This is a genomic window from Rhodococcus sp. IEGM 1341 (assembly GCF_030056895.1).
Lineage (GTDB): Bacteria > Actinomycetota > Actinomycetes > Mycobacteriales > Mycobacteriaceae > Rhodococcoides.
Window position 1 is genome coordinate 102,320 of the sequence record NZ_JASHKV010000005.1, and the last position, 23,372, is coordinate 125,691.

Genomic DNA, 23,372 nt, shown 5'->3' on the forward strand with positions numbered 1-23,372 from the left:
CCGCCGACAGACAATCCCCCAGCCTCGCACCGAGCAGTAACGCATCTCCCGCACGGTCCCCGGCCGTGAGCGCACCGAGCAGTCGATCATCGGCCCCGGTGAATCCGGGGCGGTGGATGCCGACAGCTGGCGAAGTGATGCCCGAGATCAAACGCGCAGCGACGAGCTTCCTCGAAGCAGGTGGCAGCTGGAGCGAGGGAGGAGGAGTACTCGACAGCTTGCGCACCGCAGGGGTATCGCTCGAAGTCGCGGCGACGGCAGCACTGCTTCAACCCGACGAGGCCCTCGCCAGCACCCTGCGAGTGGTGTATCCGCAGTACGCCGGAATCGGTCCAGAGAGTGCTGCAGTGATCGTGCTGTTCGACCAACTCCTACAACGCCCCACGCTCGCGCAGCCGGCTGAGACGACCCGGCAGATGGCACTCGATATCCGGCTCAAGCGCGACATCGCCGCTGGCGCGGCCTGGACGGTGGAAAAGATCAACCCTTTGACCTCTCTTGGGTCCCCAGTACCACTGACCGCCGCTGCGTCGTCGGTGCTGAGCAACCCTCGCATCACGCTCTCCGAGCCTGCACGACTCGACATCGGAACCGGACGCATCAACAACAATGTGCTCCAGATCATGCTCGGACTTGCCGATCGATTCACCTACGCAGTGCAGGTGATGCACACCGGTCACATCCAGACCGTCTTCCCGCACCCGCGCTTGTCCAACCACGCAGTGGGACGAGCGGTGGACATCCGAGAAATCAACGGTCGGCGCGTTGTCGACGATCCCTTCAACAACCCAACGATCTCCGAATTCGTCACTGCGGCAGCCCTACTGGGCGCAACCGAGGTCGGAGGTCCGACCGACCTCAACGGTGACCGTCCAGGATTCTTCACCGACGACGTGCACAGCGACCACGTCCACGTCGGCATCACCCCGGGCGACGCACCGGCGCATCTGCGATGACACCGAACCGGATGGGCACTTCGGCCTGACCTGCCCGAAATACTATGCTGGTTAGTAGTTGAGTGCTCGCCACGGCGAGGCGGGTGAAGGTGTCGGAATTGTTCGCACTCAGCCGATACCGATCGTCGGTGCGATGTCGCTGCCACGGCTGTTCGCCGCCGAACGATCCGCGCTCGTACATCGCCTCAGTGATTGGAGATTAAGTGAATGGAGATGAAGGTCGATGCGTCTACGTCGTCCCGCACATACCGCCCGAGCAGTCACGTCCACCTCAGCCGCCGTATCCGGTCATGTTCACCGCGCCTGACCGGGAGATCACTTGGCGTTGACGCTCAAGCGATTACATCACCGAGCCCTCATCGACAGAACGAGAACCGCACTTTATGTCCATCTCGCTTTCCCGCATCCTGCTGCCGTCTCTGATCGCAGCTCTGTCCCTCGTTGGATGTTCCGCTCCGGCAGCGACTGACGGCGCGGCCGATCCGGCAGTGGTCGACTTCACCTCCTCACTGGCTCATGTGCACGGATTGCACGTCAACGCCGATGGCACCGTCCTCGCTGGTAGCCACACAGGACTCTTCGCCATCGGTTCGTCCGGAAACCTGACCAGGGTCGGCTCTTCCGACGATGACTTCATGGGTTTGTCGGGTGTACCGGCCACCGATACCCTCTTCACCTCCGGTCATCCCGGCGAATCCAGCACGGCGGCGAACCCACTGGGACTGCGTAGCAGCAATGACGGCGGAATGTCGTGGTCGGATCGGTCACTGGAGGGACAAGTCGACTTCCACGCGCTGGCTGCCGATGGACGCATCCTCGTCGGATTCGATGGCAGTACCGGTCTACTCGTCTCCGCCGACAGCGGCTCCACCTGGACTCCCGGCGCCGCTGCGCCCGCGGCGTCGTTGGCGATTACGAGCTCCGGAGTATGGGCGGTGACACCTGAGGGACTTCAGCACAGCACCGACACGGCCCGAACATTCTCTCCTGTCCTCGACGCACCGAACTTGGTATTGCTCGCCGGTGCCGGCGATGCACTGTGGGGGATCGACACCGACGGATACGCCTGGCGTAGTCGCAACGGCGCCGATTGGCAGAAGCGTTCCGCAACCGGGTCCGTCGAGGCATTGACCGCGGTCGACTACGACACCGCCTACGCAGCCAGCCCCCAGGCGTTGTACACACTGACGTAACTCGGCCCGGTCGAGACCAGCCCGACAACAGATAGCGACATTTCGACGCGACCGCAGGCGGTCACCCGCGCGGCTGATGCGGGCGCTTGCCGCTGTTGAGCGGCTTACTCCCTCTTCCTCCCCTGGGGTTCGGCCCGCCACGAGATCCCGCGATGACACCGGGGTCCGACTCCGAGATATCCAGGAATGAGGACAACCGAAATACTTGGCGTAGACATACCCATAGGGGGTATAGTTTGCCTTGTCTAGATACCCCCTTAGGGTACTACAGAGCCCATGAACAATGAACGGAACCCGATGAACAACGTGTCAGATTTGTCGTTGACCGACCTTTCACCGAGCAGTGGCTGCGGCTGCAGTTCACCGCAGTCCACGACGACCACAGAATCGAAGGAGGCTCCCATGAGTACGACCAGCACGCAATACACCGTTACCGGCCTCACCTGCGGTCACTGCGCCGACGCAGTCACCACCGAACTCGAAGCGATCGACGGTGTCCACCACGTCAGGGTCGATCTCGTCGCAGGCGGTGAGTCGACGGTATCGGTCGACTCCGAGACGACACTCACTCGAGAACAAGTCACGGCCGCGCTCGACGAAGCGGGCGACTATCACTTGATTGCCGACTGATTCACTCGGTCAGTCCGGACACCGGAAACAGAGAGGTTCTTGGAGCTGTCGGCATCCTCGGCAATTCGGGAGCTCCGAGAAGGAAGGAGCGCGGCCGCATCGTGGTCGTTGACAAGTCGGCGTGGTCCTCTACGACAGAGGGAACGCCTGCCGCCGATTATGCCAGTCGAGAGTCTTCGGGTCGGTTGTTCAGGAGGTCGGCGACCTCGTCGAGCCGCTCGACGCTGCATTGGAAAAAGTCGGTGCCCTGGGGAAAATACTGACGTAGCAATCCATTGGTGTTCTCGCTGGCGCGCCCCGCAGCCACGGGAGTGCGGGTCGCAGAAGTAGGCCTGCACTCCCGTGCCAACGGTGAACTTGCCGTGTCCGGCCACCTTACAACTTTGATCCCGCGCATCGAACGACGCACCGCTGCAGTCAGTTCCAATATCTTGCGCGTCATCGTCCTCCGACACCGTCGACGCCGTAGATCGAGGAAAAGGTGCAGCAACGTCACCAACCTGAACGATCGCCGACCTCGAGCAGCTCCGCGGTGCGTTGCAGCAGATGCTCGATCCGGTCCTCGAGATCGTCGGTGATGCCGGGCACATCGGCCAAAGCGAAATGCGCGCGACGCCGGGCGTCGAGACCGATGCGATAGTAATCCGAATTCAGTACTGCTGAAACGGGTTCCGATACTGGGACAGTCACCTTCGAGTCCATCTCGCCGCGCCCCCGCGGGTGCGGAAGTGCACACCGTAGAACGTGTCGGGGCGGCTCCCCGGAGCGGTGGGCATCGATCACCGTCCCGACCGCAGCTGGCGTCATCGGATCGGCCGGTAACGGCATGTGGCCCCACCGGTCGATCGGTACAGCGACCGGACCCACACTCCGCGGCCACCCAGACATATCGGGAAAAGCGTTCGCCTGCAGATGCTCTGCGAGCAATGTAGTCGAGGGGTATCGATCCGAAAATCGCAGTACGGTGCGCCACCGTTCCCAGATCTCGGCCGGGCGAAACTGTGTCGACTGATTTGCTGCAATCCGGATACCGTGCCGGCCACCGATGCGCACGTCGGGGCCCGCGCTGGTGACGTCCGACCGATCGAGCGCCGATATTGCTCGGTGCGAGAGCCCGGCTCCCGACAACACAAGCAGAACCGCGTCCCTACGACCGAACAACGCCTGCATCGATCCCGCCGAGGGTAGCGCCGAGGCCAGTCCCCAGTAGTGTTCGGCGCGGCGTGCCGTTCGTGCGGACCGCCCGGAATCGAGCGCCATTCGCAGTGCTGTCGTACGCCCGGGCGGAGTATGTCCAGAATCGAGATGTCGGCGGTTGATCGCGGCGACCCTGCGGAGCTGCACAGCGTCACTCGCGGGGTTCGCAGTCAGAAAGTTCACCAGTGTGATCGGCGAGGCAGGCAGTGGCTCGACCTCGGTTGCAATGCACCAGTCCTCGAACAGCGCCCACTCGTAGCGGTAACCGCTCGGCGAAGCAGCTATGGGTCGGGTCGCTCCGGCACCGACTCCGCCCTTCTGCACCGACGAAGCACCGGAGTCATCGCGTCGAGCGCCTTCGCCGCGTTCCGCGCGGCCGCTGTGACTCGGATCGACGCCGAATGGACTGGTCACAGCCCGAGGTCGTTCACGGCGTTACCGATCAACGGCGCGTTCTCGCGGGCGTAGATTTCGACCATCCCCGGCGTGCTGTGTCCGGTCTGACGCATGATCGCGTGCGCGTCGGACCCATTACGGAACGCTTGGGTGACGAAGCCGGACCGCAACGAGTGCCCGCCCAACTGAGTAACGAGATCCGCGGCGTATCCAGCCTGACCGGCCCTGCGGCGAATCGCGGCGTGCACCGCAGCACCGGACAGTGCCGTCTCGGACAGGTTGCCGTTCTTCCGGATCGCCCGAAACAACGGCATCCGATGTGCGCAACTGGAACCGGTCCGCGGCAGACGTGCTGATCGAACGGCACGGAACGGGCAAGTGTACGGATCACGGCGACCCGGCCTCCGCTGTCGAACGCAGCGACCACCTGGATCCATCGGATCCACGCGCAGACTGGGCATGAATCGTGATTGGCGGTGTACGGCAACGCTTTCACTGCCCCGGTACCGTCCTGGTCGGTCTTGGATTGTCGCAGGTGCACGTGCGCACCGTCGAGCCGGTCGCGGCGCACGTCCCGACATTCGAGCCCCACGAGCTCGCTGCGCCGAAACGCCCCGGCGTACCCCATCAGCAGCAACGCGGTGTCGCGGCGTTCGAGTACTTCGCTGGCCCACCCGGCTACACCGGCGCGAGCGAGAGCGACGATCGTGGTAATATCGGACGTCAGCAGCGGGGCACGGGGATTGCGTGGCCGATCCCCCGCCGCGGCATAGTCGCGACGAATACCGGCTAGCGTGGCCCGCACCATCTCGTGACCGCAGGGGTTGTCGTGGCCGACCTGGCGATGCCGGTCGGCGATCGCCGCAATCCACTTGCCGAACGTCGCGGCCGCGTACGCCCGCGTCCCGTCGACGGTGAGCGTGTCCGCCGCAGCGACGAGGTAGGCCGCCACTGTCGCGGGATGCGCCGGCAACGCGTGGTGCCCGGCGACGGTGCACCAGGTCTCGAAGCGTCGCCACGCCGAGGAGTAAGCCCTACGGGTACCGGTCGAGCGCGATGCCGCCACCGACCGCTCGATCCGAGCAGCAACCTCAGGCGACAGGTCTGGAAACACCGCCGCGGCACCCGGCAAAACGACCGGAACAATGTTCGAGCCGTCTACGAGCTGGCGTTTCATCATGGGCAGGACTGTATCGGGCACCTCCGACACGGTTCTCGGACTGGAAACACGCTCACCAGGTGTTTCGTTCGAGACGGTGCGGGAAGGAAAATTCTCGTCGGTCACCGCACACAAACCGTGGGTGACTACAGGAGGCGATTGATTTCCGCGTAAGTCGGCGTAGAGAAACGTGTGGTGATCTAGCGCGCTTCAGTCCCAGTCCAATCGAATGCCGAGCTCGACGAAGGCATAGGCCAGCTCGTCGACGTCTTCTTCGGTGCGGCACCCCGTTCGAGCGAATCCGAACAGAGATCGGGCGGCGTCGCTGTCGACGCGGGCGGCGGCGACAGCGGCATCGATCGCCGCAATCACACCGTCCCAAGCGCTGCGGGTGGGTACCGGACTGCGAGACCCCGTCGGAGGGGTCCCCGGATCGACCGGCTCGTACCGTCGCGGGCGCAGCAGGCAGGCGTCAGCTCCGCTCGCGGTTATCTCATCGTTCTCCACCGCGATGATCGCGGTCGCGGCAGCAAACAAAACGTTCGCTTGCTCGTCCCACGGCAGTTGCTCGAACGGAACCCACGATGTCCGCAGCGGGCGGGAACAACCGGTGGACTTCCAGATCGCGCTCAGTGGCTTCGCCCACCATCCAGTGCGGACCAGCGGTGTCGATACCTCATCGACGACGGTGCGCAGCAGCCTGAACCACACTGCTGCCTGAACACGGCCCGCGACGAGCTCGACCGACCCGCTCGTCATGGCGGCGGCTGTGCGCCGGTCGATTTCTGCGACGACTGCTGGTACCGGTATCGGTGGTGCGTGTTCGTCCGAGCCTGCTGGTGTTCTGTCCCAGAACACCAGTCTCCCGGGTATCACAGCGCAGAATTCGAGCCGGCAGAGATGCTTGGTGCAGCTGGTCAGCATCGGGTACTGATGAGCCATCATGACCGCGATATCGGCGTCGGTGTCGAGGGCGTCGATGCACAAGGGGCATGCCCGCGTATCGAGCTTGCTCACCCAGGGAAGCCATGTGCCGGCTGCCGGTGTGCGTCGACGCCGATCTGCCATTGCCAGACCCGGTGGCAGTAGGACAGAGAACTGGTGGACGTAGGTGTCGAAGTCGCATTCACTGGGGTCGGTGCTGTCGAGCAGCCAGGGCGTGCAGCCCGCCAACGTCATCTCCCGCAGCCGTTCCGCAGTAGAGGTGCTCCTCTGGGCGAGCGCGTTCAATATCGGCTCGGGTGTGTAGCGGTCCAGGTCCACGCCCGAGGTGTCGACACCGAGCCCGTCGAGGAGGTCCGCGGCGGTGATCGACGAATACAGTGCGGTGGTCCGGGCCAGCCACGACGTCAGAGTCTCGCCAGGTAGTGGTTGCGGGTGCAGCGGCCACGGCGGATGCGCACTGTGGTCGAGCGCTGTGCGTGCTGCGGGGGCATCGGCTGGTGTCATGCCAGGTGCCGTTCGAAGTGGCGGCGGCGTTCGGTGGGCCCGGAGTAGGCGGTTTGGGTCAACACCTGTGAGGTGATTGATTCCTTCCCGGCTTCTATTGCGGTCACTGCGGCCGCGGTCAACAGCGTGGCCAGTTCGCCGATGGTGCCCTCACACCGGGTGAGGAGGTAGTCGGTCATCTCCGTCGATGTCAGGTGAGAGGGCGCACGCAACGGGAAGCTGGCGGTGAAGCTCGCCAGCAGGGAGCGGGTGTCGGTGTCGTTGGTCCAGATCGGCAGCGTCATGGGGTGAAATCGGTTCTCCAGCTGTGGATCGCTGCGGATCGCGAGGTACGCCTCTCGGGTGCCGACTCCGACGAGAGGGATCCGCAGTTCGTTGCCCAGAAACCGCAACAGGTTCAGGAATTCTCGGCGTACGTTGTCGCGGCCGGCGAGGACGTTGTGGAGCTCGTCGATGATCAGCATCCGAACTCCTGTCGCTCGCAGCAGCGTGATCGCTTGCTGTTCGAGTTCGTGGACTCGGTTCCGTGGGCGGATCGGCGTTCCGAGTGCGGCGAGCATCGCCAGGTAGAACCGTGCGGGTGCTGAGTCCGGAGGCATCTGCATACACAACATCGGTATCTGTTCGCGATCGGGCAAGCTGACAGTGGGGTGTGCACGGCGGAACTTCTCAACGATCATCGACTTGCCGTTGTTCGTCGGTCCGATCAGAAGCATGTTCGGCATTCGTTGTCGATCCGGCCACCCCAGCAGCGTCTCGAGGTGCTCGATGACCGACTGTGCACGCGGATACCCGATCCACCGTTCGGTGCGAATGTGCCTGATGCGTTGCGCTGCAGGCAGAATCGCGATCGATCTGACCGAACTTCGTAGGTGGGTGAGGTCTGCACTACCGGGGTCGATGTCTTTGCCGATACGGTCGGTGCCGTGGCCTTCGGGAGCGCTTCGGGGGTCGTTGTTCACCGTTTCACCACTCTTCGATGTCGTCGAATAGTGGAACCGACACGTCGTCGGTGCCTGGATCGTGCTCGGGCGGGCTCTGCGCGGCCGGTGGTGTGGTGACGCTGCTCAGATGAGAACGGCGAGTGCGATTACGTCGGGCTCGCTTGGTGTCCCTCTGTGCAGAGGTGGCTATCTGACGCATCTGCTCGATCATCGCGAACAGCGAGTGTTCATCAATGCTCGCTCGGCCGTGTTCTCGAAGGCGCGTGACCGCTGCTCGGTGTTCCCACGATGTCACCGCCGGATGCGACATCGTCCGGTACGGCACCTCGACATACCCGCTGCCGCTGTCGGGGTCCAGGACCCACACCCTGCTCAGATCTCGTGGATCACGTCGGATCACGAACTGACCCAACTTCTCTCGTCGAGCGATCCATGGTTTCAAGGCATTGGAGAAGTACTGGATGTGGTCGATGACGAACCCCGTCCGAGTCAGGCGGCGCCGCATGACCGGAAGGAAGTCCACCAGGAATGCGGTCTCGTCCACCACCGTCGACTTCGACAGAGCAGTGTCGGCGTCGGTGCTGCTGGCCCACTGCGCAGCCGGGCTCCGGCTCAGGCCGGTGTGCACGTCCGCGTGATACGCCGCGATCGCGAGAATCAGCCAGCGTTCCAATTCTCGCAACGTCAGCGCTGCTGTGCCCTCCGAATCGTAGCTGCCCCGCTGCGTCGGGTTCGAAAACGTGGTGCCGGGTAGTTCGTGGACCTGGGTCATGACGGTGCCGATGATGCGTTCGACGATCCCGCCGTAATGCGGCCTGCCGGGTGGGCGGTAGCCGAGGTCGATGCCGTGCTGCTCGCAACCGCGCCGTAGCGCTTCGCTTTTGAACTCGGAGGCGTTGTCGACGTACAAGGCGCGCGGCTTTCCGGCCATCGGCCACCGCACATCCGCGCCGAGGCCCAGTGCGTCGATCCATACGCTCTTGTCCGAGCACACCCTGCCCAGACACAATCCGACCGACACTGCGGACGGCGGATCGAGTGTGACGACGAAGCCCGGCACGCAGCGGCTGAAGACATCGATAGCAATCGTGAGATATGGACGTCCGATCGGCACCCGGTCGTATTCATCGACGATCATCAGATCGACCACGGTGTGATCAATCTGGACTTGCTGGAGAACCGCCGTCACCGGCGGCGGGACATCGCCCGCGGACTGCCGCGATCGGGCGGCGTCCGGTCCGCCACGTGACCGTGCGACGCGGCCCGGGTGCATCGCTGCGATCCGCGCGGTGACTGTGTTGCGGGCTGGGATAGGGAATCCCGCACGGTGACAGGCGAGCGCGATACGTCGATGCAGTGCTGCGACACTGAGCTTCTGGCGAGCCAGAAACTCGCGGTTGATGTGCTCGGCGATCACTTCTTCCACCTCGGTCGGCATCCGAGAGCGGCCGCGCCCGCCTACAGGAGCGGAGACCAACAGATCTGTGACCGACCCTCCCCCATTCCGGAGCCTGGACAGCAGCACGTACACACGCCGCGGCGAGACCCCCAACTGCTGCGCTGCATCCTCCACCACTGCGGTACCGATCGAGGATCGATCCACTAGTTCGCTGAGCACTGCGAACCGTGACCGTGCCTGCTCCCACTGCTCCGCCGACGCGGTCAGCACACCAGTCTCGGCGACATCGAACTTGTCCGCGTCCATCGCAGCCTCCGAACGCCCGGCCTGCGTGACCGACCGATTGTGCAGTCCACTTCTGCACTCAGAATGTCAGAAGACGACTGCAATCGGAGGTAAAACCCCAGGAATTTATGACGCCCACTTCTGAAACTGACATGGGTAATCCTGTCAGTTTCAGGAGTCGCGTTCACTGTGTCAGAAGTCGAATGCACTGAGCGCCAGCAATTGAGGTGGGTTCGGCTCCTCTCCTCCGGCCCGTCGGCGTTAGTGTTGCCTATGAGCATGTCGAAAGTGGTACCTGCGCTGCCGGTACGAGACATCGACACCGCTGTAGAGATATACGTCCGCGCGTTCGGCTTCACGACCCGGTACACCGACCCGACTTTCGCGAGGCTTACCCGCGACGACGTCGAGATCCACTTGTGGGCCGCCGACGACGACAGCTGGAATACCCGTTCAGACCCTGCGGCATGGCCGGTATGCAGCGGAGCCGAGACGTTCCTTGCCGGCACAGCCAGCTGCCGCATCGCCGTGGACGAGATCAACGACCTTTACGCCGAGATGTCCCGCGCGGGAGTTCTCCATCCCGCAGACGCGGGTCGTCCCGTCTCGACGGACTGGGGAACGACGGAGTTCGCAACTGTCGACACCGACGGCAATCTGATCACTTTCCATACCAATGAAAAAAGCCAACACGAGCCCGCCACGGCAAGCAACGGCGCACCCTGACCCCACCCTCGAGCAGAAACTCGATGACCCGGACGCCCGTCGATGCGCTACGCGTGTGAAATAAGCGCATGCTCGACACGTCCACCCGCGCGCAGTCAGGCCACGGTCAGATAGATCAGTGCAATGTTGAGTGCGACGACGATTCCCGCGATGAGCCATGCCGCGTATGCCGTGATCCGGTGATTGACATCGCCGCCCATCAGGATGCGGTCCGAGGTGAACCGCACCAAGGGAATCAACGCAAACGGAATACCGAACGACAGCACGACCTGCGAGACGACCAGTGCCCGACTGGGGTCGACTCCTGCTGCCAGAATTGCCAGTGCGGGAACAAGTGTCACCAGTCGTCGCACCAGAATCGGAATGCGCTTACGTAGTAGCCCATCCATGATCATCGCGCCGGCGTACGCCCCGACCGATGTCGATGCAAGGCCCGAGGCCAGCAGGCCCACCGCGAACAGCAGTGCTACCACCGGCCCCAGAGTGTCCCCTACTGCTGCGTGGGCTCCTTCGATGGAATCGACGCCCTCGCGGCCCCCCAATGTCGATGCCGCCAACAGCAGCATCGACATGTTCACTGCACCGGCCAGCAGCATCGCCAACCCGACATCGATCCGGGTGATCCGCAACAACCGCTGACGGACAGGCCCTGCCTCGGGGTGTCCGTGCCGGTCACGTGCTAAACCGGAGTGCAGGTACACCGCGTGCGGCATGATCGTCGCACCGAGCATCGCGGCGGCGATCAACACGCTTTCCGCGCCGTCGAACCGCGGAATCAGACCGGCCGCGGCCTCGGTGAACGATGGCGGTTCCACGACGACGCTGGCAAGAAATCCGACGGCGATGACACCGAGTAGCCCGAGAATCACGAACTCGAAGGGCCGTTGGCCCCGGCGATCCTGGACCATCAGCAAGATCATCGATACGGCCCCGGTGATGAGGCCGCCGATCAGGAGCGGCAGGTCGAAGAGCAGGTAGAGGGCGATCGCACCGCCGACGATTTCGGCGAGGTCGGTCGCCATGGCGACCACTTCTGCTTGCCCCCAATATGCCAGTCGCACAGTCCTGCTCGACTTCTCGCGAACGACTTCGGGCAGTGTCATTCCGGTGACGATGCCGAGTTTGGCGGAGAGGAACTGGACGAGACCGGCCATCACGTTCGCGGCAACGATCACCCAGACCAGCAGGTATCCGAACTGCGCCCCGGCGCTGACGTTGGAGGCGACATTGCCGGGGTCGACGTAGGCGATCGCTGCGACGAAAGCGGGTCCGAGCAGAACGAGGCCCGACCGAAACCTCGAGGGCGGCCGAGACGATCGGCGCTGCAGCACAGACATGACCACACCCTCCGGCACCAACAGTATGTCAGGACCCTGAAAATATAGTTCGGCTACCCGAACAATGCAATGCGGCGTGGTGGTTCGGCGACATCTCGATCAGATGGGCAGGATCACTGCACTGACGAATTCGTTGCGGATCCAGGCGATGAACAATCCCCATACTCCGGTCAGCAGAGCGATGCCGACGGCGATCATGATGACACCGCCCGCGACCTTGATCTTCTGTGAGTTCCTCCGAAGCCACCCCACCCCGCGCATCGCCGAACTCGAACCGAACGCGAGGACGACGAACGGTAGGCCGAGCCCCATGCAGTACGCGACGATGAGAGTGACCCCGCGAGCTGCGGTTGCACCTTCGGTTCCTGCCGCAACAGACAGAACGCCGGCGAGGGTGGGACCCAGACACGGTGTCCAGCCGAGCGCGAACACACCGCCGAGCAGCGGCGCTCCAGCGAGGGACGAGATCTGCTGAGGTGCGAATCGGGTGTCGCGTTGCAGAACGGGTATCAATCCGATGAACGCCGCACCCATGATGATCGTGATGACGCCGCCGACTCGTTGGAGTACTTGCTCGTTGATGCGCAAGGTGCCGATGACTCCGAAGATCGAGGCTGTGGCGAGGACGAAGACGATCGTGAACCCGGCAACGAACAACGACGCTGCGCCGGCCACACGCCAGCGATTCGCCAGCTCCGTCGACGAGGTGCCGATGGTCGAGGTGCCGGGCGATCGGGTATCGGCTGATTGGGCGTCGGCACCGGCGATTCCTGCCAGGTAGGACAGGTATCCCGGCACCAGCGGCACCACGCAGGGTGAGGCGAACGAGACCAACCCGGCGAGCGTGCATGCCGCGATCGCGAGCAGCAGTGGCCCGCTCGATGCCGCGTTCTGGAAGGCCGACCCGATGTCCTGGGCGAGAAGAGTCGTCATTCCGCGGCTATCCGTTCGACGACGGGAAGGAGATCGTCGGTGAGCAGGGCGCGCATGAAGACCGCGGCCACGCGGTGCTGACGGTCGAGTACCAGCGTCGAGGGGATCACGCTGGTCGGGTAGTTCCCGCCGAGGGCGACCAGTGTCCGCATCGAAGGGTCGTAGATCGAGGGGTAGGAGACGTCGTTGTCGACGACGAAGTCCTGCGCTTTGTCCTTCTGTGGATCTCTGACGTTGAGACCGAGGAACTGCACGCCGCGCTCGCGGGTGGTCTCGTAGACCTCTTCGAGGTCGTCGGCTTCGCCGCGGCAGGGGCCACACCACTGACCCCAGAGATTGATCACCACCACCTTGCCGTCGTAGTCCGACAGAGCGGTCGTCTTGCCTTCCTCCATCAGATCGGGGCCGGCGAGTTCGCCTATGGTACCGCGTGTTTCGGGGGGATCGTAGACGATGTCGGTTCGACCGCCGGGGGCGACGAAGTCGAAGCTACCTCCCGTGGATGCAGCCTGTGCGCCGTCGGAGCATCCGGAGATCAGTAGTACGACGGCAAGAATCGATCCGATTGCCGCGGTGGGCGTGGTGCCTTGACGGCGCGCACCGACCCACACTGGTGGGAGACGTGTCATGAGGTGAAATCCTTTACTGCAGTGCGGATCTGGTCTGTCATCTCGAACACCGTCGGGTCGGTGACGCGCTCGATCGTTCCGTCCGGGCGGAGGAGAAAGCTCAAGGGAAGGACCGGCGGTGCCGAGAGCGCGTCCAGGACGCTGCCGCCGTCGATGTAGTTCGGATAGCGGACGCCCAGTTGCGTGACCAGCGCGGCCGCGTCCGCGGGCCGGTCCTCGACGTTGATTCCGATGACTGGGATCGCGTCGGGTTCTGCGGCGTAGGCATCGACTACGGGCATCTCGGTGCGGCACGGGCCGCACCAGGATGCCCACAGGTTGATCAACGTCACCTCACTGCCGAGAACGTCGGCGAGATCGGCATCGCTGTCGCTGTCGCTGCCGATGCAGCGCGCTATCACTCCCGCCAGCGGACCGCCTTCGCGCGGTACCGGCGGCGGACACAGCGGTAGCGCTGTTGCTCGTGCCGCGTCACCTGGTGGGCGGGACCGTGCGGGTTCGGATACGACCGGCGCGGCATTGTCGGCGATGGCCTCTGACGGGCCGCGCTCGATGCCACCGGATCGTGGCCACAGTGCCGCGATCATTGCGACCATAAGCACGAGCATCACCACCGTTCCGCTGCCTCTCATCGCTTCGACTGTCCGCACCGCGGGCACCGCGCACGAGGCGAACACATGTCGCCGGTCATAGCAGTGTCGACCAATACGACCAGAAGCGCTGTGCGATAAGAGCAATCACCGTCAGGTACCACACGGTCAGTGGAATCGAGTGATTGCGCATCAACACTCCCACCCACTGCCGCCGGCCCGCACTCGGAGCCCCGCGGTCGAGGTTGCGCAGCGTGACGTACCAGAAGATCGGTACGGTGACCGCCCACACCGCCATGCAGTACGGGCACAGGGCGCCGATGTCGTACAGGCTCTGCGCGATCAGCCAGTGCACGAAGACTGCGGCAGCAGTGACACCGACCTGCATCGCACCCCAGAACCACTGTGCGAACACCGCACCGGCGAGAAGGCCGGCACCCACTGCCGCCACGACGGCGAAGCCTGCGATCCCGAGAAGGGAATTGGGAAATCCGAACGCAGACGCCTGCGGGGTGTCCATCACCGATCCGCAGTTGAGCACCGGGTTGATGCTGCAGGTCGGGGCGTAGGCGGGATCGAGCGCCAGAGCGAACTTCTCCACTGTGAGCACGAACGCGGCGGTCAGTCCGATCAGGCCGCCCACCAACAGCAGCCAGGGCAGGCTTCGAGCGAACGGTCCGCTGCGTCGGGTGAGAGCGGCTGCGGGGTCAGCCGAGTGCAGCGTCGAGGGCATCGGCGAGGTCTCCGTACGTGGTGGGTTCGATCTTGGTGCCGTTGAGGAAGAACGTCGGTGTGCCCTGCACGCCGAGCGCGATCCCGTCCGCGACGTCGGCCTCGATGCGCGCGAGCGTCGCAGGGTCGGTGTAGGCGGCATCGAAGGCGCTCATGTCGAGCCCTTGCTCGACGGCGAAGCTGCGGAACAACTCGTCCTGCGGAACCTGCTGTTCGCCCCACTGCGCCTGCGTTTCGTACATGCGTTGATACATGGCCTCGAATCCGCCCTGCTGGGCCGCGGCTTCGACTGCGCGTGCGGCTCGTTCGGCATTGAAGTGGGAGGCGATGGGAAAGTAGCGGGCCACGAAGCTCACCCGGTCGCCGTACTCTTCACGCAATTGCTCGATCGCCGGGTAGGCCGATCGGCAGGCCTCGCACTCGAAGTCGAGGAACTCCACGAACGTGACCCGGCCGTCGGGCACCGAGTTCAACCGATGACTGTTCTCGCGCACCGCAATCGAGGCAGGGTCGGTCGCGGCCTGCTCGGCGGCGGCAGCATCGGGGGACCCCGATCGATCCACCATCAGAAATACAGCCAACGCGGCGGCGAACACGATCACCAGGGACAAGGAAATCTTCAACGCTCGGCTCATACAACTACCTTCTCGATTCGTTCGGACTGATCAATGGGCCCGATATGGGCGTTTCGACTCGTTATGACACTAACAATCGTACGAACGTTGACCAAAGCCCTTCCCTAACGATCGCATGATTGTTAGATTGTGACCATGGCCTTGGAACCTCTGGACTCGTGCGATCTGTTGTGTATGGACCTCCCTCACGCCGAGAGGGTTCGCGCTACTCTGCCCGCGCTCGGCGATATCGAACCCGTCGCCGACGCTGCCCGAGCATTCGGCGACCCCACCCGACTGACCATCGCGCTCGCGTTGAACGCCGGCGGGCAGATGTGCGGCTGCGACATCGCGTGGATCGTGGGACAGAGCCAGAAGCTGGTCTCCCACCATCTCCGCAAACTCAAAGCCGCGGACGCCGTCACATCGAACAGAGAGGGAAAGTTGGTCATGTATGCGCTCACCGACCGCGGCACCCGACTGCTCGCGACACTGACCGAGGTACTGCCCACCGCCTCGACCGCCACTGATCTCACCGGGGTAGATCATGGTTGACGCGTGCTGCGGACCTACCCCGGCAGCGCCGACCACCGAATCCACTGCTGACGGTGCGGGCACGGGAGGTCCGGCTCCGACCGATGCACTCCCGAGGTTGTGGCAGGTCCGCGAGCTGCAACTCGCGTCGGCCGCCGCGATCATCCTGGGCGCATCGTGGTTGCTCGGTCGAACGGGTGCCGATGCGGTTGCGACCGTCGGCGCTCTGATCGCTGCCGCGATCGCCGCCGTCACCTTCGTTCCCGCGACGGTGAGAAATCTGCGCCACGGACGCATCGGTGTCGGCACGCTGATGACGATCGCGCTCCTCGGTGCCATCGCATTGGGCCAGATCCCCGAGGCCGCGATGCTCGGTATCTTGTTCTCCGTCGCCGAGGGACTCGAGGAATACGCGGTCACCAAGACCCGCCGCGGACTGCGCGCACTCCTGTCGTTGGTGCCGCCGACGGTATCTGTCCTGCGCGGTGGAACCGAGCAGGCCCTGTCCCCCGACGAGGTCGTGATCGGGGACATCATGGTGCTGCGGCCGGGTGAGCGAGCTGCCACGGACGGCACCATCGCTCGCGGTTCGACGAATCTGGACGTGTCTGCGATCACCGGCGAGTCCGTGCCCATCGAAGCCGGTGTCGGTGACGAGGTGCATGCCGGTGCCATCAACGGCGGCGGGGCCATCGAGGTCACCGTCACCGCGCCGGCATCGGAGAGTTCGCTTGCTCGCATCGTCCGCATCGTCGAACAGGCCCAGGACCGCAAAGGGGCCGGCCAACGGCTGGCGGACCGTATCGCACGTCCGCTCGTGCCCTCGATCATGATTCTCGCCGTACTCGTCGCTGGCGTCGGTGCGGTGCTCGGTGACCCCATGTTGTGGCTCGAACGCGCACTGGTGGTCCTGGTCGCGGCATCACCGTGCGCGTTGGCCATCTCGGTGCCGCTGTCGGTGGTGGCGGCGATCGGGGCTGCGAGCCGCAACGGGGCATTGATCAAAGGCGGTGCAGCAGTGGAAGAGCTGGGCCGCATTCGCGTCGTCGCCTTGGACAAGACCGGCACCCTCACCGCAGGACGACCGGAGGTCGTCGACGTCGTCACCGCTGCGGGAATCAGCCGCGACGACGCGCTGGCCGTTGCTGCTGCGCTCGAAGCGCGCAGCGAGCATCCACTCGCCCGCGCCGTACTGGCCTCCGTATCAACCGTCGCGGCAGCCGATGATGTCACTGCCATCGCCGGGCACGGCCTGACCGGCACCCTCGACGGAGCCCCGATCAGGCTCGGGAAACCGAGCTGGTTCGACACACACCCCAGCTCCGAGGAGTTCCACGCCGACGTCGCTCGTCTCCAAAGCAGCGGTGCCACAGTCGTTCTCGTCGAACGCGCCGGAGTTCTGATCGCTGCGATCGCCGTCCGCGACGAACTGCGGCCCGAGGCCGCCGAGGCTGTCCGCCAACTCACCGCGCTCGGTATCGACACTGCGATGCTCACCGGCGACAACGCGCTCACTGCGCAGGCCCTGGCGACCCAGGCGGGCATCACCGCCGTCCACGCCGAACTACTGCCCGAGGACAAAGCGGCCCTGCTGACCGACATCGCGGCCGGACGCAAGATTGCCATGGTCGGCGACGGCATCAACGACGCTCCTGCCTTGGCGACCGCAGATGTCGGGATCGCCATGGGCGCGATGGGAACCGACGTTGCCATCGAGACCGCCGATGTTGCCCTCATGGGTGAGGACCTCCGGCATCTACCGCAGGTGCTGGCCCACGCTCGACGCGCCCGGCGCATCATGATCGAGAACATCGCCTTGTCGATTGCCATCATCGGCGTGCTCGTCCCACTGGCTGCTACCGGTGTCCTGGGCTTGGCCACCGTGGTGCTCGTCCACGAACTCGCCGAAGTCCTGGTCATAGCCAATGCGATTCGCGCCGCCCGCACCACCCCCTTGGACGGTTTCGTGCCCCCGCCCGCGGCGTCCGGTGCCCTCAACGTCACGATCGCACCCGCAGCGGCCTTCGAGGATGCCTGCTGCGCTCCGGCTCCGACGCCGAGGAACACCGCACCTCTCGCATCTGGGAACCCACTGGCCTCCACCACCACAACGTCACCATCGGCGATCGGAGCAGACGATGGCAGCTCCGGGTGCTCGGATGGATGTACCTGCTGCACATCGACCCCCGCGCACGGCGAACTCTTCCGCGGACAGCGGTAGAGACCTGTGAGAGGTGATCGAACTGCACGCAGGCTCTACGAGATCGAAATGACCGCAGCAGCAGGGGCATCGACAACAGAGGTGCGCTGGTACCACCTCGAACGAGCACACATCCTCTCGCAGCCCTATCCGTGGTTGCATACTCGCAACCACGCCGCGATGTTGAAAGCTGCGGTGACAGAACATGATCGGCGCGAATCCTGGGGCCAGTTGATTCGGATCGTGGTCGCTGCTCCAGGATCGTGGTCGGGGCGATACCCGGCCGGTAACACCGGCCGGGTCGAGGCGGGACTGATGTCGCCGATGCCCATTCCGCAGGACCTTGCGGACGCGCTGGGGGGCACGTAGCGGGAGTCATCAGTTCAGGCCTGCGTAGGAGTGCAGGCCGGAGACGACCATGTTGATGATGAACAGGTTGAACAGCATCGCCACGAATCCGGCGATGTTGATCCATGCTGCGCGGGTGTTGCGCCATCCGCTGGTGGCGCGGGCGTGCAGGTAGGAGGCGTAGACGATCCAGGTGATGAAGGAGACCGTTTCTTTCGGGTCCCAGCCCCAGAATCGGCCCCATGCGGCTTCGGCCCAAATGGCACCGAGGATGACGCCGACGCCGAAGAGTGGAAATGCGAAGATCGTGGTCTTGTACGCCAGGATGTCCAGTGTCTGCGCGGAAGGCAGACGGGCGACGATTCGGCTCATTCTGCTCCCCGAGGCCTCGGGATGCTTCATGCGGATCAGGAACAGCGCGCTCGCAACCCCGGAGATCAAGAACACCCCGCTGCCGAGCGAGACGATCGAGACGTGCACCGGCAGCCAGTACGACTGCAGTGCCGGTACCACCGGTGCTGCGTCGGCGTACAGCACGGTGCCGGCGACGAACAGGAGGATCAACGTCGGCACCAGGACGAACAACCACAGGGTGCGCAGTTGCTTGGAGCGCAGCACCACCAGTGCAGCCAGTACACCGGCCGCGCAGGTGACCGAGACGAATTCGTACATGTTGCCCCACGGCGGCCTGCTGGCGGCGATCCCGCGAAGAACGATCGACCCGACATGCAACGTCAGCGCCACCATCACCAGCCCGAGTCCGGTACGGCCCATGCGTTCGGACGGAACCCGCCGGGGTGCGTCGGGAATGCGTCCGGGCGTCGTCGATGTCACTGCGATCACCCGCGTGCGCAGTCGCTCCATATTGTGCAGCTCCGCGCTACGGGTCGACGCGAGCTGGCCGAGGAATGCGATTGCTGCGAGGAGATAGACCACGAAGGCGGTCTCGAAGCTGATGTCGCTCCAACGAGCGAGGGTGTCGTCGATCGGCATGGTGCTACACCGTTTCTCTGTCGTGGGTCTCGGAGTCGCTCGGGGTTGTCTGCGGCCAGATCTGTGACCGGAGGGTCTGGAATTCGGGTCCCCAGCCGGCGTGATCGGTGCGAGCCAGGCCGCCCATGTCCACTCGCGAGAGTCCGTGTTCGCCAAGGTGGGCCCGGAACCAGACGCGCCGGCGTGTGATGACCAGGGACACCAGCAGTCCGGTCATCATCGTGACCGCGAACACGAGGACCCACCGCTGCGCGGGGTCGTATCCGACCTGGAGATTCGCGAATTCCTTGGCACCGTCGAACCGGACGAGGGTGCCGTCGGAGAGGGTTGTCGATTCTCCGGGCCGCAGGTTGACCCGGTCCTGCTTGACCAGCCGGCCCTGGTTGATCATCTCCTGGTCCAGGGAGAAGATCGACTGCGGGATGCCGGTGTCGAGACCGGTGTCGCCCTTGTAGATGTCCACTGCCACAGCGGGATCGACCAATTCCGGGAAGCGGGAGGAGAGCAGATTTCCGTTGAATTGCGCGGTGGGCGCGAAGAGTCCTTCGATGGCGATCTGGCCTCGGCGGCGTTCGTCGGCGGTGGCGTAGGTCCCCCCGGGTGGGTCGAATCGCAGCGCGCCGCTGCTGAGGAACGTGGTGGCGTCGTCGGGGCGGAACTGCAGGGCTTCGGTGCGGGTCTGGCCGTCGGGGAAGGTGACGGTGAATTCGGGGGCGTAGCCGTGTCCGGTGAGGTATATGCGTTCGTCGCCGAGCCGGAGGGGTTCGTTGACTTTGAGTTGATAGTCGCGCCAGGTGTCGGCGGCGATGTCGTCGGCGCTCTGGTAGGAGATGTTCGAGGTGAACATCTCGGCCTGACCGTTCTCGAGGTAGTCGGCGGTGAAGTCCTTGACCCGGATACAGAACGGCTCGAGTCCGGTGCCGTCGGTGCTGTTGCCGGCGCGGAAGGAGTCGTAGACGGCGGGAGAGGTGTTGCAGAAACCGGGTCCGTTGTCGGCGATGACGATGACCGAGCCTTCGTAGCCGAACAGTTTGCCGATGGCGATAGCGGCGAGCAGGCCGATCAGCGAGAAGTGGAAGAGCAAGTTCCCGGCTTCGCGGGTGTAGCCCTTCTCGGCCGAGAGAGTCAGTGCGCCATCGGGCTCGGGTCGAACGACGGTGCGCCACCCTTTCAAGTGCGGCGCGATGTCGGCGATCACCTTCTCGGGGTCGCCGGCGAGGGTGCCCGAATGATGCAACGGTAGTCGGGTGAGGTTTCGAGGCACTCGAACAGGTTGTGCGCGAAGAGCTTTGCCGTGCTCGATCAACCGGGGAGTCAGACAGCCGATCAGGGACACGAACAGCAGGACGTAGATCGCGGTGAACCAGGAACTTGCGAACACGTCGAACAGTTCCAGCGTGTCCATCACCGGCCCGAGAGCCGGGCGCGCGGCGATGTAGGCATCGACGGCCTGGGTATTGAGATTGCGCTGCGGCAGCAAAGCGCCGGGGATTGCTGCGGCGGCGAGGAGGAACAGCAGCACCAGCGCTGTACGCATCGACGTCAGTTGTCGCCACCGGTTGCGCAGCATCGCCACTGTTCTGCGCACCAGTCCCGGCGAGTGGGCACGGGGGTGTTCGTCGATCGTCATCTCCGCACGCCCTTCACCGACCACCATCTAAATACTACGCGACATAGTAGTTTGGGGGTTCGGTGTGGTGGAGCGTGGTCGGCGCAGCAGCGAGAACGCCAGTGCCGCAACAACGCCGGTGGCGGCAATCCATTCCGGAACGCTGCCGGTGATCGTCGCCGGGGTGAGCGTGGTACTCAGCGAGACCTCGGTGACGACAGCTGCGGGGGTGAACAGCTCCGTGCGCTCGACGACCTCCCCGCGTGCATCGATGACGGCGCTGACTCCGCTGGTGGCCGAAACGACGACGCTGCGCCCGTGTTCGACCGCTCGTACCCGCGACATGGCGAGTTGTTGATAGGTCATGTTCGTCCGACCGAAGGTGGCGTTGTTGGTGGGCACTGCGATCAGCTGGGCACCGGCGCGAACGGAGTCGGTGAGCAACGAGTCGAAGGCGACCTCGTAGCAGGTGGCCACCGCCACGGGCACTCCGGCGACGTCGACGACACCGTCACCCTGACCCGGAACGAAGCGTCCTGCTTGGGCGGCGTAGGGAGAGAGTGCGGTGACGATCGTGCGGAGCGGCAGGTACTCCCCGAACGGCACCAGTTGCCGCTTGTCGTGCATCTGTCCGGGCCCGGTGGCGGGATCCCACACGATCGAGGTGTTGCTCGTGGTGCCGTCGCCCTGGCGTAGTACTGTGCCGACGAGAATGGGCACACCGACGGCGCGGGCTGCGGCGTCGATTCGTGCGGCGGCATCGGGGTTGCGCAGGGGATCGATGTCGGAGGAGTTCTCCGGCCAGATGACCAGATCGGGTGCGCGTACGCGGCCGGAGTCGATGTCGTCGGCGAGCTCGATGGTGCGCTGAACGTGGTTGTCGAGCACTGCTCGTCGTTGGGCGTTGAAGTCGAGACCGAGCCGCGGCACGTTGCCTTGCACCAAGGCGACGGTGACCCTGTCCTGCGGCGGCGGAGCGAACAGTGGGGCCACCACCGTGAGCGCCCCTACAGCAGTGGCCGCACCGATGCACGACGCTGCTGCAGTTCTGCGGGTGATGCGATCGGAAGCGATGGCACCGGCCAGAGCGGACCCGATCAGCACCACGACGAACGACAACCCCGGCGCGCCGATCAACGCAGCCAGAGGCAGCAGCGGACCGTCGGATTGACCGAATGCGATGCGGCCCCAGGGGAATCCGCCGAACGGGATCCGAGATCGTGCCGCTTCAATCGCCACCCAGGCGCTCGCCACCCAGACCGGCCCCCACGGCAGTCGCGACATCCGATCCGCCACTGCGCCGAACATCGCCACGAAGAGGGCTTGAACGACAGCCAGCGCCAGCCACGGCACCGATCCGACATACTCCCCCACCCACGGCAGCAGAGGCACGAAGAACGCCGAGCCGGCAACGAAGCCGTAGCCGGCCCCCGCACGCGCCCCTCGCCCGCACACAGCCAACAGCAGCATTGCAATTGCTACCGGAGCGAGAAACCACAGATCTAGGGGCGGGAACGTGGCGTACATCGCCAGCCCCGAAGTTGCCGCTGCGGTCAGACGTGCCCAGGTTCGGGGCCCTTCACCTCGACTTGTCCGATACAGCCGCCACACTCGACCTCGGTCGACGCAGGACGGTCCGGGCCCGGGTTCGGCATCGGGCATCGCCCTCATGACGAGGGTGCCGCCGCCCTCACGGCGACACGACGCATCGGGTGGCGGAGAAATCGACGGTATTCATCAACTACTATGGTGCATAGTATTTCAAGTGTTGGCAAATCCGGGGTCACCTGCACCGTCTGCGGTGCACCCGGACGTACGCACGGTGTACACCCGAGAACGAGGACCAGTGACCCGCTCCCCCATCGCCACCGCTCGGCTCCGCGCCGCCGCAACCGCCCTTGTCCTGGCTCTGGTCGCTGCCGCTCTACTGGTCGACTACTGGGCGCAGGCGGCGTTGCCCGGCTCGACGATTCCGCTGCGGATACTCGAGCTGCGACTGGCCTTCAATCGCGGAATGGCGTTCAGCCTGGGTGATTCTCTGCCCGTGTGGGTCGTCGTCGCCGTGACGGCGTCGATCACCACCGGGTTGGCGATCTACGGGTGGCGTACCGCGCCTCACGCGGGTCCGGTCACCACGGCAGCGCTGTCGTTGGTCCTCGCCGGTGCACTCTCGAATGTCCTCGACCGGCTCCTCGACGGCGCGGTCACCGATTACTTTCACACCGGTTGGTGGCCGACATTCAACCTCGCCGACATCTACATCACCTGCGGGGTGGTGCTGATGATCGGGGCGGCACTGTTCACGCGAGAGGCCACAAAGATTACCCCTCGGCCCGCAGTGCCCGACAGCGCCGAATCGTGAACTTGCATGAGATACCTCGGTGCTCGAATCGAATGCCCTGCAGTGCAGACACATTCGCGACAGGACAATCATGCTGATTCGCTCGAACAGTGAGAGTGATCGACACCGGAACGGCTCGAAACATATTCGACCACAACCACCGACAAGCGATCGTCGC

21 protein-coding genes and 2 pseudogenes are annotated in these 23,372 nt (G+C 64.5%); 8 read left to right on the forward strand and 15 right to left on the reverse strand.

Translation table 11 applies throughout. The features are described 5' to 3' along the window. The first annotated feature begins 116 nt into the window (after positions 1-116). The 3 genes from QM615_RS13540 (at position 117) to QM615_RS13550 (ending at position 2,779) form a co-directional block, all read left to right on the forward strand. Complete coding sequence (locus QM615_RS13540; protein ID WP_032401331.1) at positions 117-956, forward strand: hypothetical protein; 840 nt, start codon at positions 117-119, stop codon at positions 954-956. 383 nt (positions 957-1,339) lie between these two features. Beyond that, positions 1,340-2,149, forward strand: coding sequence for a F510_1955 family glycosylhydrolase (locus tag QM615_RS13545; protein ID WP_128645573.1), 810 nt, complete (start codon positions 1,340-1,342; stop codon positions 2,147-2,149). A 402-nt stretch (positions 2,150-2,551) separates the two neighbouring features. Next, positions 2,552-2,779 carry a heavy-metal-associated domain-containing protein gene (locus QM615_RS13550; RefSeq protein WP_094686187.1) on the forward strand — a complete coding sequence of 76 codons (228 nt, stop codon included), beginning with the start codon at positions 2,552-2,554 and terminating at the stop codon, positions 2,777-2,779. Between the two features lie 129 nt (positions 2,780-2,908). Here QM615_RS13550 and QM615_RS22455 read toward each other — a convergent pair. From QM615_RS22455 to QM615_RS13575, 6 genes and pseudogenes are all read right to left on the reverse strand, one after another. Continuing rightward, positions 2,909-3,123 (reverse strand): annotated as a pseudogene (locus QM615_RS22455) (transposase); the annotation flags it as partial. A gap of 148 nt (positions 3,124-3,271) precedes the next feature. Further along, the gene (locus QM615_RS13555; protein WP_262498634.1) at positions 3,272-4,390 is read right to left on the reverse strand and encodes a hypothetical protein; all 1,119 of its coding nucleotides are present in this window, start codon (positions 4,388-4,390) and stop codon (positions 3,272-3,274) included. Continuing rightward, positions 4,387-5,552 (reverse strand): annotated as a pseudogene (locus QM615_RS13560) (site-specific integrase). Before QM615_RS13560 ends, QM615_RS13555 begins: the two are co-directional and overlap by 4 nt. A 189-nt stretch (positions 5,553-5,741) precedes the next feature. Next, positions 5,742-6,980 carry a TniQ family protein gene (locus tag QM615_RS13565; RefSeq protein WP_262498633.1) on the reverse strand — a complete coding sequence of 413 codons (1,239 nt, stop codon included), beginning with the start codon at positions 6,978-6,980 and terminating at the stop codon, positions 5,742-5,744. Beyond that, positions 6,977-7,942, reverse strand: a complete 966-nt coding sequence (locus tag QM615_RS13570; protein WP_262498632.1) for a TniB family NTP-binding protein — start codon at positions 7,940-7,942, stop codon at positions 6,977-6,979. The genes QM615_RS13565 and QM615_RS13570 overlap by 4 nt, the downstream gene beginning before the upstream one ends. Before the next feature lie 4 nt (positions 7,943-7,946). Further along, complete coding sequence (locus QM615_RS13575) at positions 7,947-9,629, reverse strand: TnsB C-terminal domain-containing protein (RefSeq protein WP_262498631.1); 1,683 nt, start codon at positions 9,627-9,629, stop codon at positions 7,947-7,949. Positions 9,630-9,797: 168 nt separating this feature from the next. Here QM615_RS13575 and QM615_RS13580 point away from each other — a divergent pair, with 168 nt between their 5' ends. Next, positions 9,798-10,334 (forward strand): bleomycin resistance protein, encoded by a 537-nt coding sequence (locus tag QM615_RS13580; RefSeq protein WP_256991998.1) that lies wholly within the window; start codon positions 9,798-9,800, stop codon positions 10,332-10,334. Positions 10,335-10,429: 95 nt separating this feature from the next. Here the strand turns inward: QM615_RS13580 and QM615_RS13585 are convergent, their stop codons facing one another. The 6 genes from QM615_RS13585 to QM615_RS13610 form a co-directional block, all read right to left on the reverse strand. Continuing rightward, a complete protein-coding gene (locus QM615_RS13585) occupies positions 10,430-11,671 on the reverse strand; it encodes an Nramp family divalent metal transporter (protein WP_094651183.1) in 1,242 nt (413 codons plus the stop codon). A 99-nt stretch (positions 11,672-11,770) separates the two neighbouring features. Beyond that, entirely contained in the window at positions 11,771-12,604 is an 834-nt protein-coding gene (locus QM615_RS13590; protein WP_094650920.1) for a cytochrome c biogenesis CcdA family protein, read from the reverse strand. Next, positions 12,601-13,233, reverse strand: coding sequence for a TlpA disulfide reductase family protein (locus QM615_RS13595; protein ID WP_128645990.1), 633 nt, complete (start codon positions 13,231-13,233; stop codon positions 12,601-12,603). Before QM615_RS13595 ends, QM615_RS13590 begins: the two co-directional genes overlap by 4 nt. After that, positions 13,230-13,865, reverse strand: a complete 636-nt coding sequence (locus tag QM615_RS13600; RefSeq protein ID WP_094651184.1) for a TlpA family protein disulfide reductase — start codon at positions 13,863-13,865, stop codon at positions 13,230-13,232. Before QM615_RS13600 ends, QM615_RS13595 begins: the two co-directional genes overlap by 4 nt. 55 nt (positions 13,866-13,920) lie before the next feature. Further along, the gene (locus QM615_RS13605) at positions 13,921-14,556 is read right to left on the reverse strand and encodes a vitamin K epoxide reductase family protein (protein WP_094650922.1); all 636 of its coding nucleotides are present in this window, start codon (positions 14,554-14,556) and stop codon (positions 13,921-13,923) included. Continuing rightward, the gene (locus QM615_RS13610; protein WP_094650923.1) at positions 14,531-15,190 is read right to left on the reverse strand and encodes a DsbA family protein; all 660 of its coding nucleotides are present in this window, start codon (positions 15,188-15,190) and stop codon (positions 14,531-14,533) included. Before QM615_RS13610 ends, QM615_RS13605 begins: the two co-directional genes overlap by 26 nt. 135 nt (positions 15,191-15,325) lie before the next feature. Between QM615_RS13610 and QM615_RS13615 the strand changes: the two genes are divergently transcribed. The 3 genes from QM615_RS13615 to QM615_RS13625 are packed head-to-tail and all read left to right on the forward strand — an operon-like array spanning position 15,326 to position 18,272. Beyond that, positions 15,326-15,724 (forward strand): ArsR/SmtB family transcription factor, encoded by a 399-nt coding sequence (locus QM615_RS13615; RefSeq protein WP_094650924.1) that lies wholly within the window; start codon positions 15,326-15,328, stop codon positions 15,722-15,724. Next, positions 15,717-17,924 carry a heavy metal translocating P-type ATPase gene (locus tag QM615_RS13620; protein ID WP_094650925.1) on the forward strand — a complete coding sequence of 736 codons (2,208 nt, stop codon included), beginning with the start codon at positions 15,717-15,719 and terminating at the stop codon, positions 17,922-17,924. Before QM615_RS13615 ends, QM615_RS13620 begins: the two co-directional genes overlap by 8 nt. Before the next feature lie 6 nt (positions 17,925-17,930). Beyond that, a complete protein-coding gene (locus tag QM615_RS13625; protein WP_256987778.1) occupies positions 17,931-18,272 on the forward strand; it encodes a DUF3703 domain-containing protein in 342 nt (113 codons plus the stop codon). A 9-nt stretch (positions 18,273-18,281) separates the two neighbouring features. Here the strand turns inward: QM615_RS13625 and ccsB are convergent, their stop codons facing one another. From ccsB to lnt, 3 genes are read right to left on the reverse strand one after another with little or no spacing between them, the layout of a single operon-like run. Then, positions 18,282-19,244 carry a c-type cytochrome biogenesis protein CcsB gene (gene ccsB, locus QM615_RS13630; RefSeq protein WP_094650926.1) on the reverse strand — a complete coding sequence of 321 codons (963 nt, stop codon included), beginning with the start codon at positions 19,242-19,244 and terminating at the stop codon, positions 18,282-18,284. A 4-nt stretch (positions 19,245-19,248) separates the two neighbouring features. Next, a complete protein-coding gene (gene resB / locus QM615_RS13635) occupies positions 19,249-20,874 on the reverse strand; it encodes a cytochrome c biogenesis protein ResB (RefSeq protein WP_230074466.1) in 1,626 nt (541 codons plus the stop codon). Between the two features lie 27 nt (positions 20,875-20,901). Beyond that, positions 20,902-22,380, reverse strand: a complete 1,479-nt coding sequence (gene lnt / locus QM615_RS13640) for an apolipoprotein N-acyltransferase (protein ID WP_241260673.1) — start codon at positions 22,378-22,380, stop codon at positions 20,902-20,904. A gap of 319 nt (positions 22,381-22,699) precedes the next feature. Between lnt and lspA the strand changes: the two genes are divergently transcribed. Next, a complete protein-coding gene (gene lspA, locus QM615_RS13645) occupies positions 22,700-23,215 on the forward strand; it encodes a signal peptidase II (protein WP_052053813.1) in 516 nt (171 codons plus the stop codon). The last annotated feature ends 157 nt before the right edge of the window (positions 23,216-23,372 follow it).

Bases quoted from the DNA above. Each gene is read 5' to 3' on its own strand.
- QM615_RS13600 (WP_094651184.1), bottom strand. From the start codon at position 13,865: ATGAGAGGCAGCGGAACGGTGGTGATGCTCGTGCTTATGGTCGCAATG.
- QM615_RS13620 (WP_094650925.1), top strand. From the start codon at position 15,717: ATGGTTGACGCGTGCTGCGGACCTACCCCGGCAGCGCCGACCACCGAA.
- QM615_RS13545 (WP_128645573.1), top strand. From the start codon at position 1,340: ATGTCCATCTCGCTTTCCCGCATCCTGCTGCCGTCTCTGATCGCAGCT.
- QM615_RS13575 (WP_262498631.1), bottom strand. From the start codon at position 9,629: ATGGACGCGGACAAGTTCGATGTCGCCGAGACTGGTGTGCTGACCGCG.
- resB (WP_230074466.1), bottom strand. From the start codon at position 20,874: ATGACGATCGACGAACACCCCCGTGCCCACTCGCCGGGACTGGTGCGC.
- QM615_RS13595 (WP_128645990.1), bottom strand. From the start codon at position 13,233: ATGACACGTCTCCCACCAGTGTGGGTCGGTGCGCGCCGTCAAGGCACC.
- QM615_RS13605 (WP_094650922.1), bottom strand. From the start codon at position 14,556: ATGCCCTCGACGCTGCACTCGGCTGACCCCGCAGCCGCTCTCACCCGA.
- QM615_RS13610 (WP_094650923.1), bottom strand. From the start codon at position 15,190: ATGAGCCGAGCGTTGAAGATTTCCTTGTCCCTGGTGATCGTGTTCGCC.
- ccsB (WP_094650926.1), bottom strand. From the start codon at position 19,244: ATGCCGATCGACGACACCCTCGCTCGTTGGAGCGACATCAGCTTCGAG.
- QM615_RS13615 (WP_094650924.1), top strand. From the start codon at position 15,326: ATGGCCTTGGAACCTCTGGACTCGTGCGATCTGTTGTGTATGGACCTC.
- QM615_RS13565 (WP_262498633.1), bottom strand. From the start codon at position 6,980: ATGACACCAGCCGATGCCCCCGCAGCACGCACAGCGCTCGACCACAGT.
- QM615_RS13585 (WP_094651183.1), bottom strand. From the start codon at position 11,671: ATGTCTGTGCTGCAGCGCCGATCGTCTCGGCCGCCCTCGAGGTTTCGG.
- QM615_RS13590 (WP_094650920.1), bottom strand. From the start codon at position 12,604: ATGACGACTCTTCTCGCCCAGGACATCGGGTCGGCCTTCCAGAACGCG.
- lnt (WP_241260673.1), bottom strand. From the start codon at position 22,380: ATGTACGCCACGTTCCCGCCCCTAGATCTGTGGTTTCTCGCTCCGGTA.
- QM615_RS13550 (WP_094686187.1), top strand. From the start codon at position 2,552: ATGAGTACGACCAGCACGCAATACACCGTTACCGGCCTCACCTGCGGT.
- QM615_RS13540 (WP_032401331.1), top strand. From the start codon at position 117: ATGCCGACAGCTGGCGAAGTGATGCCCGAGATCAAACGCGCAGCGACG.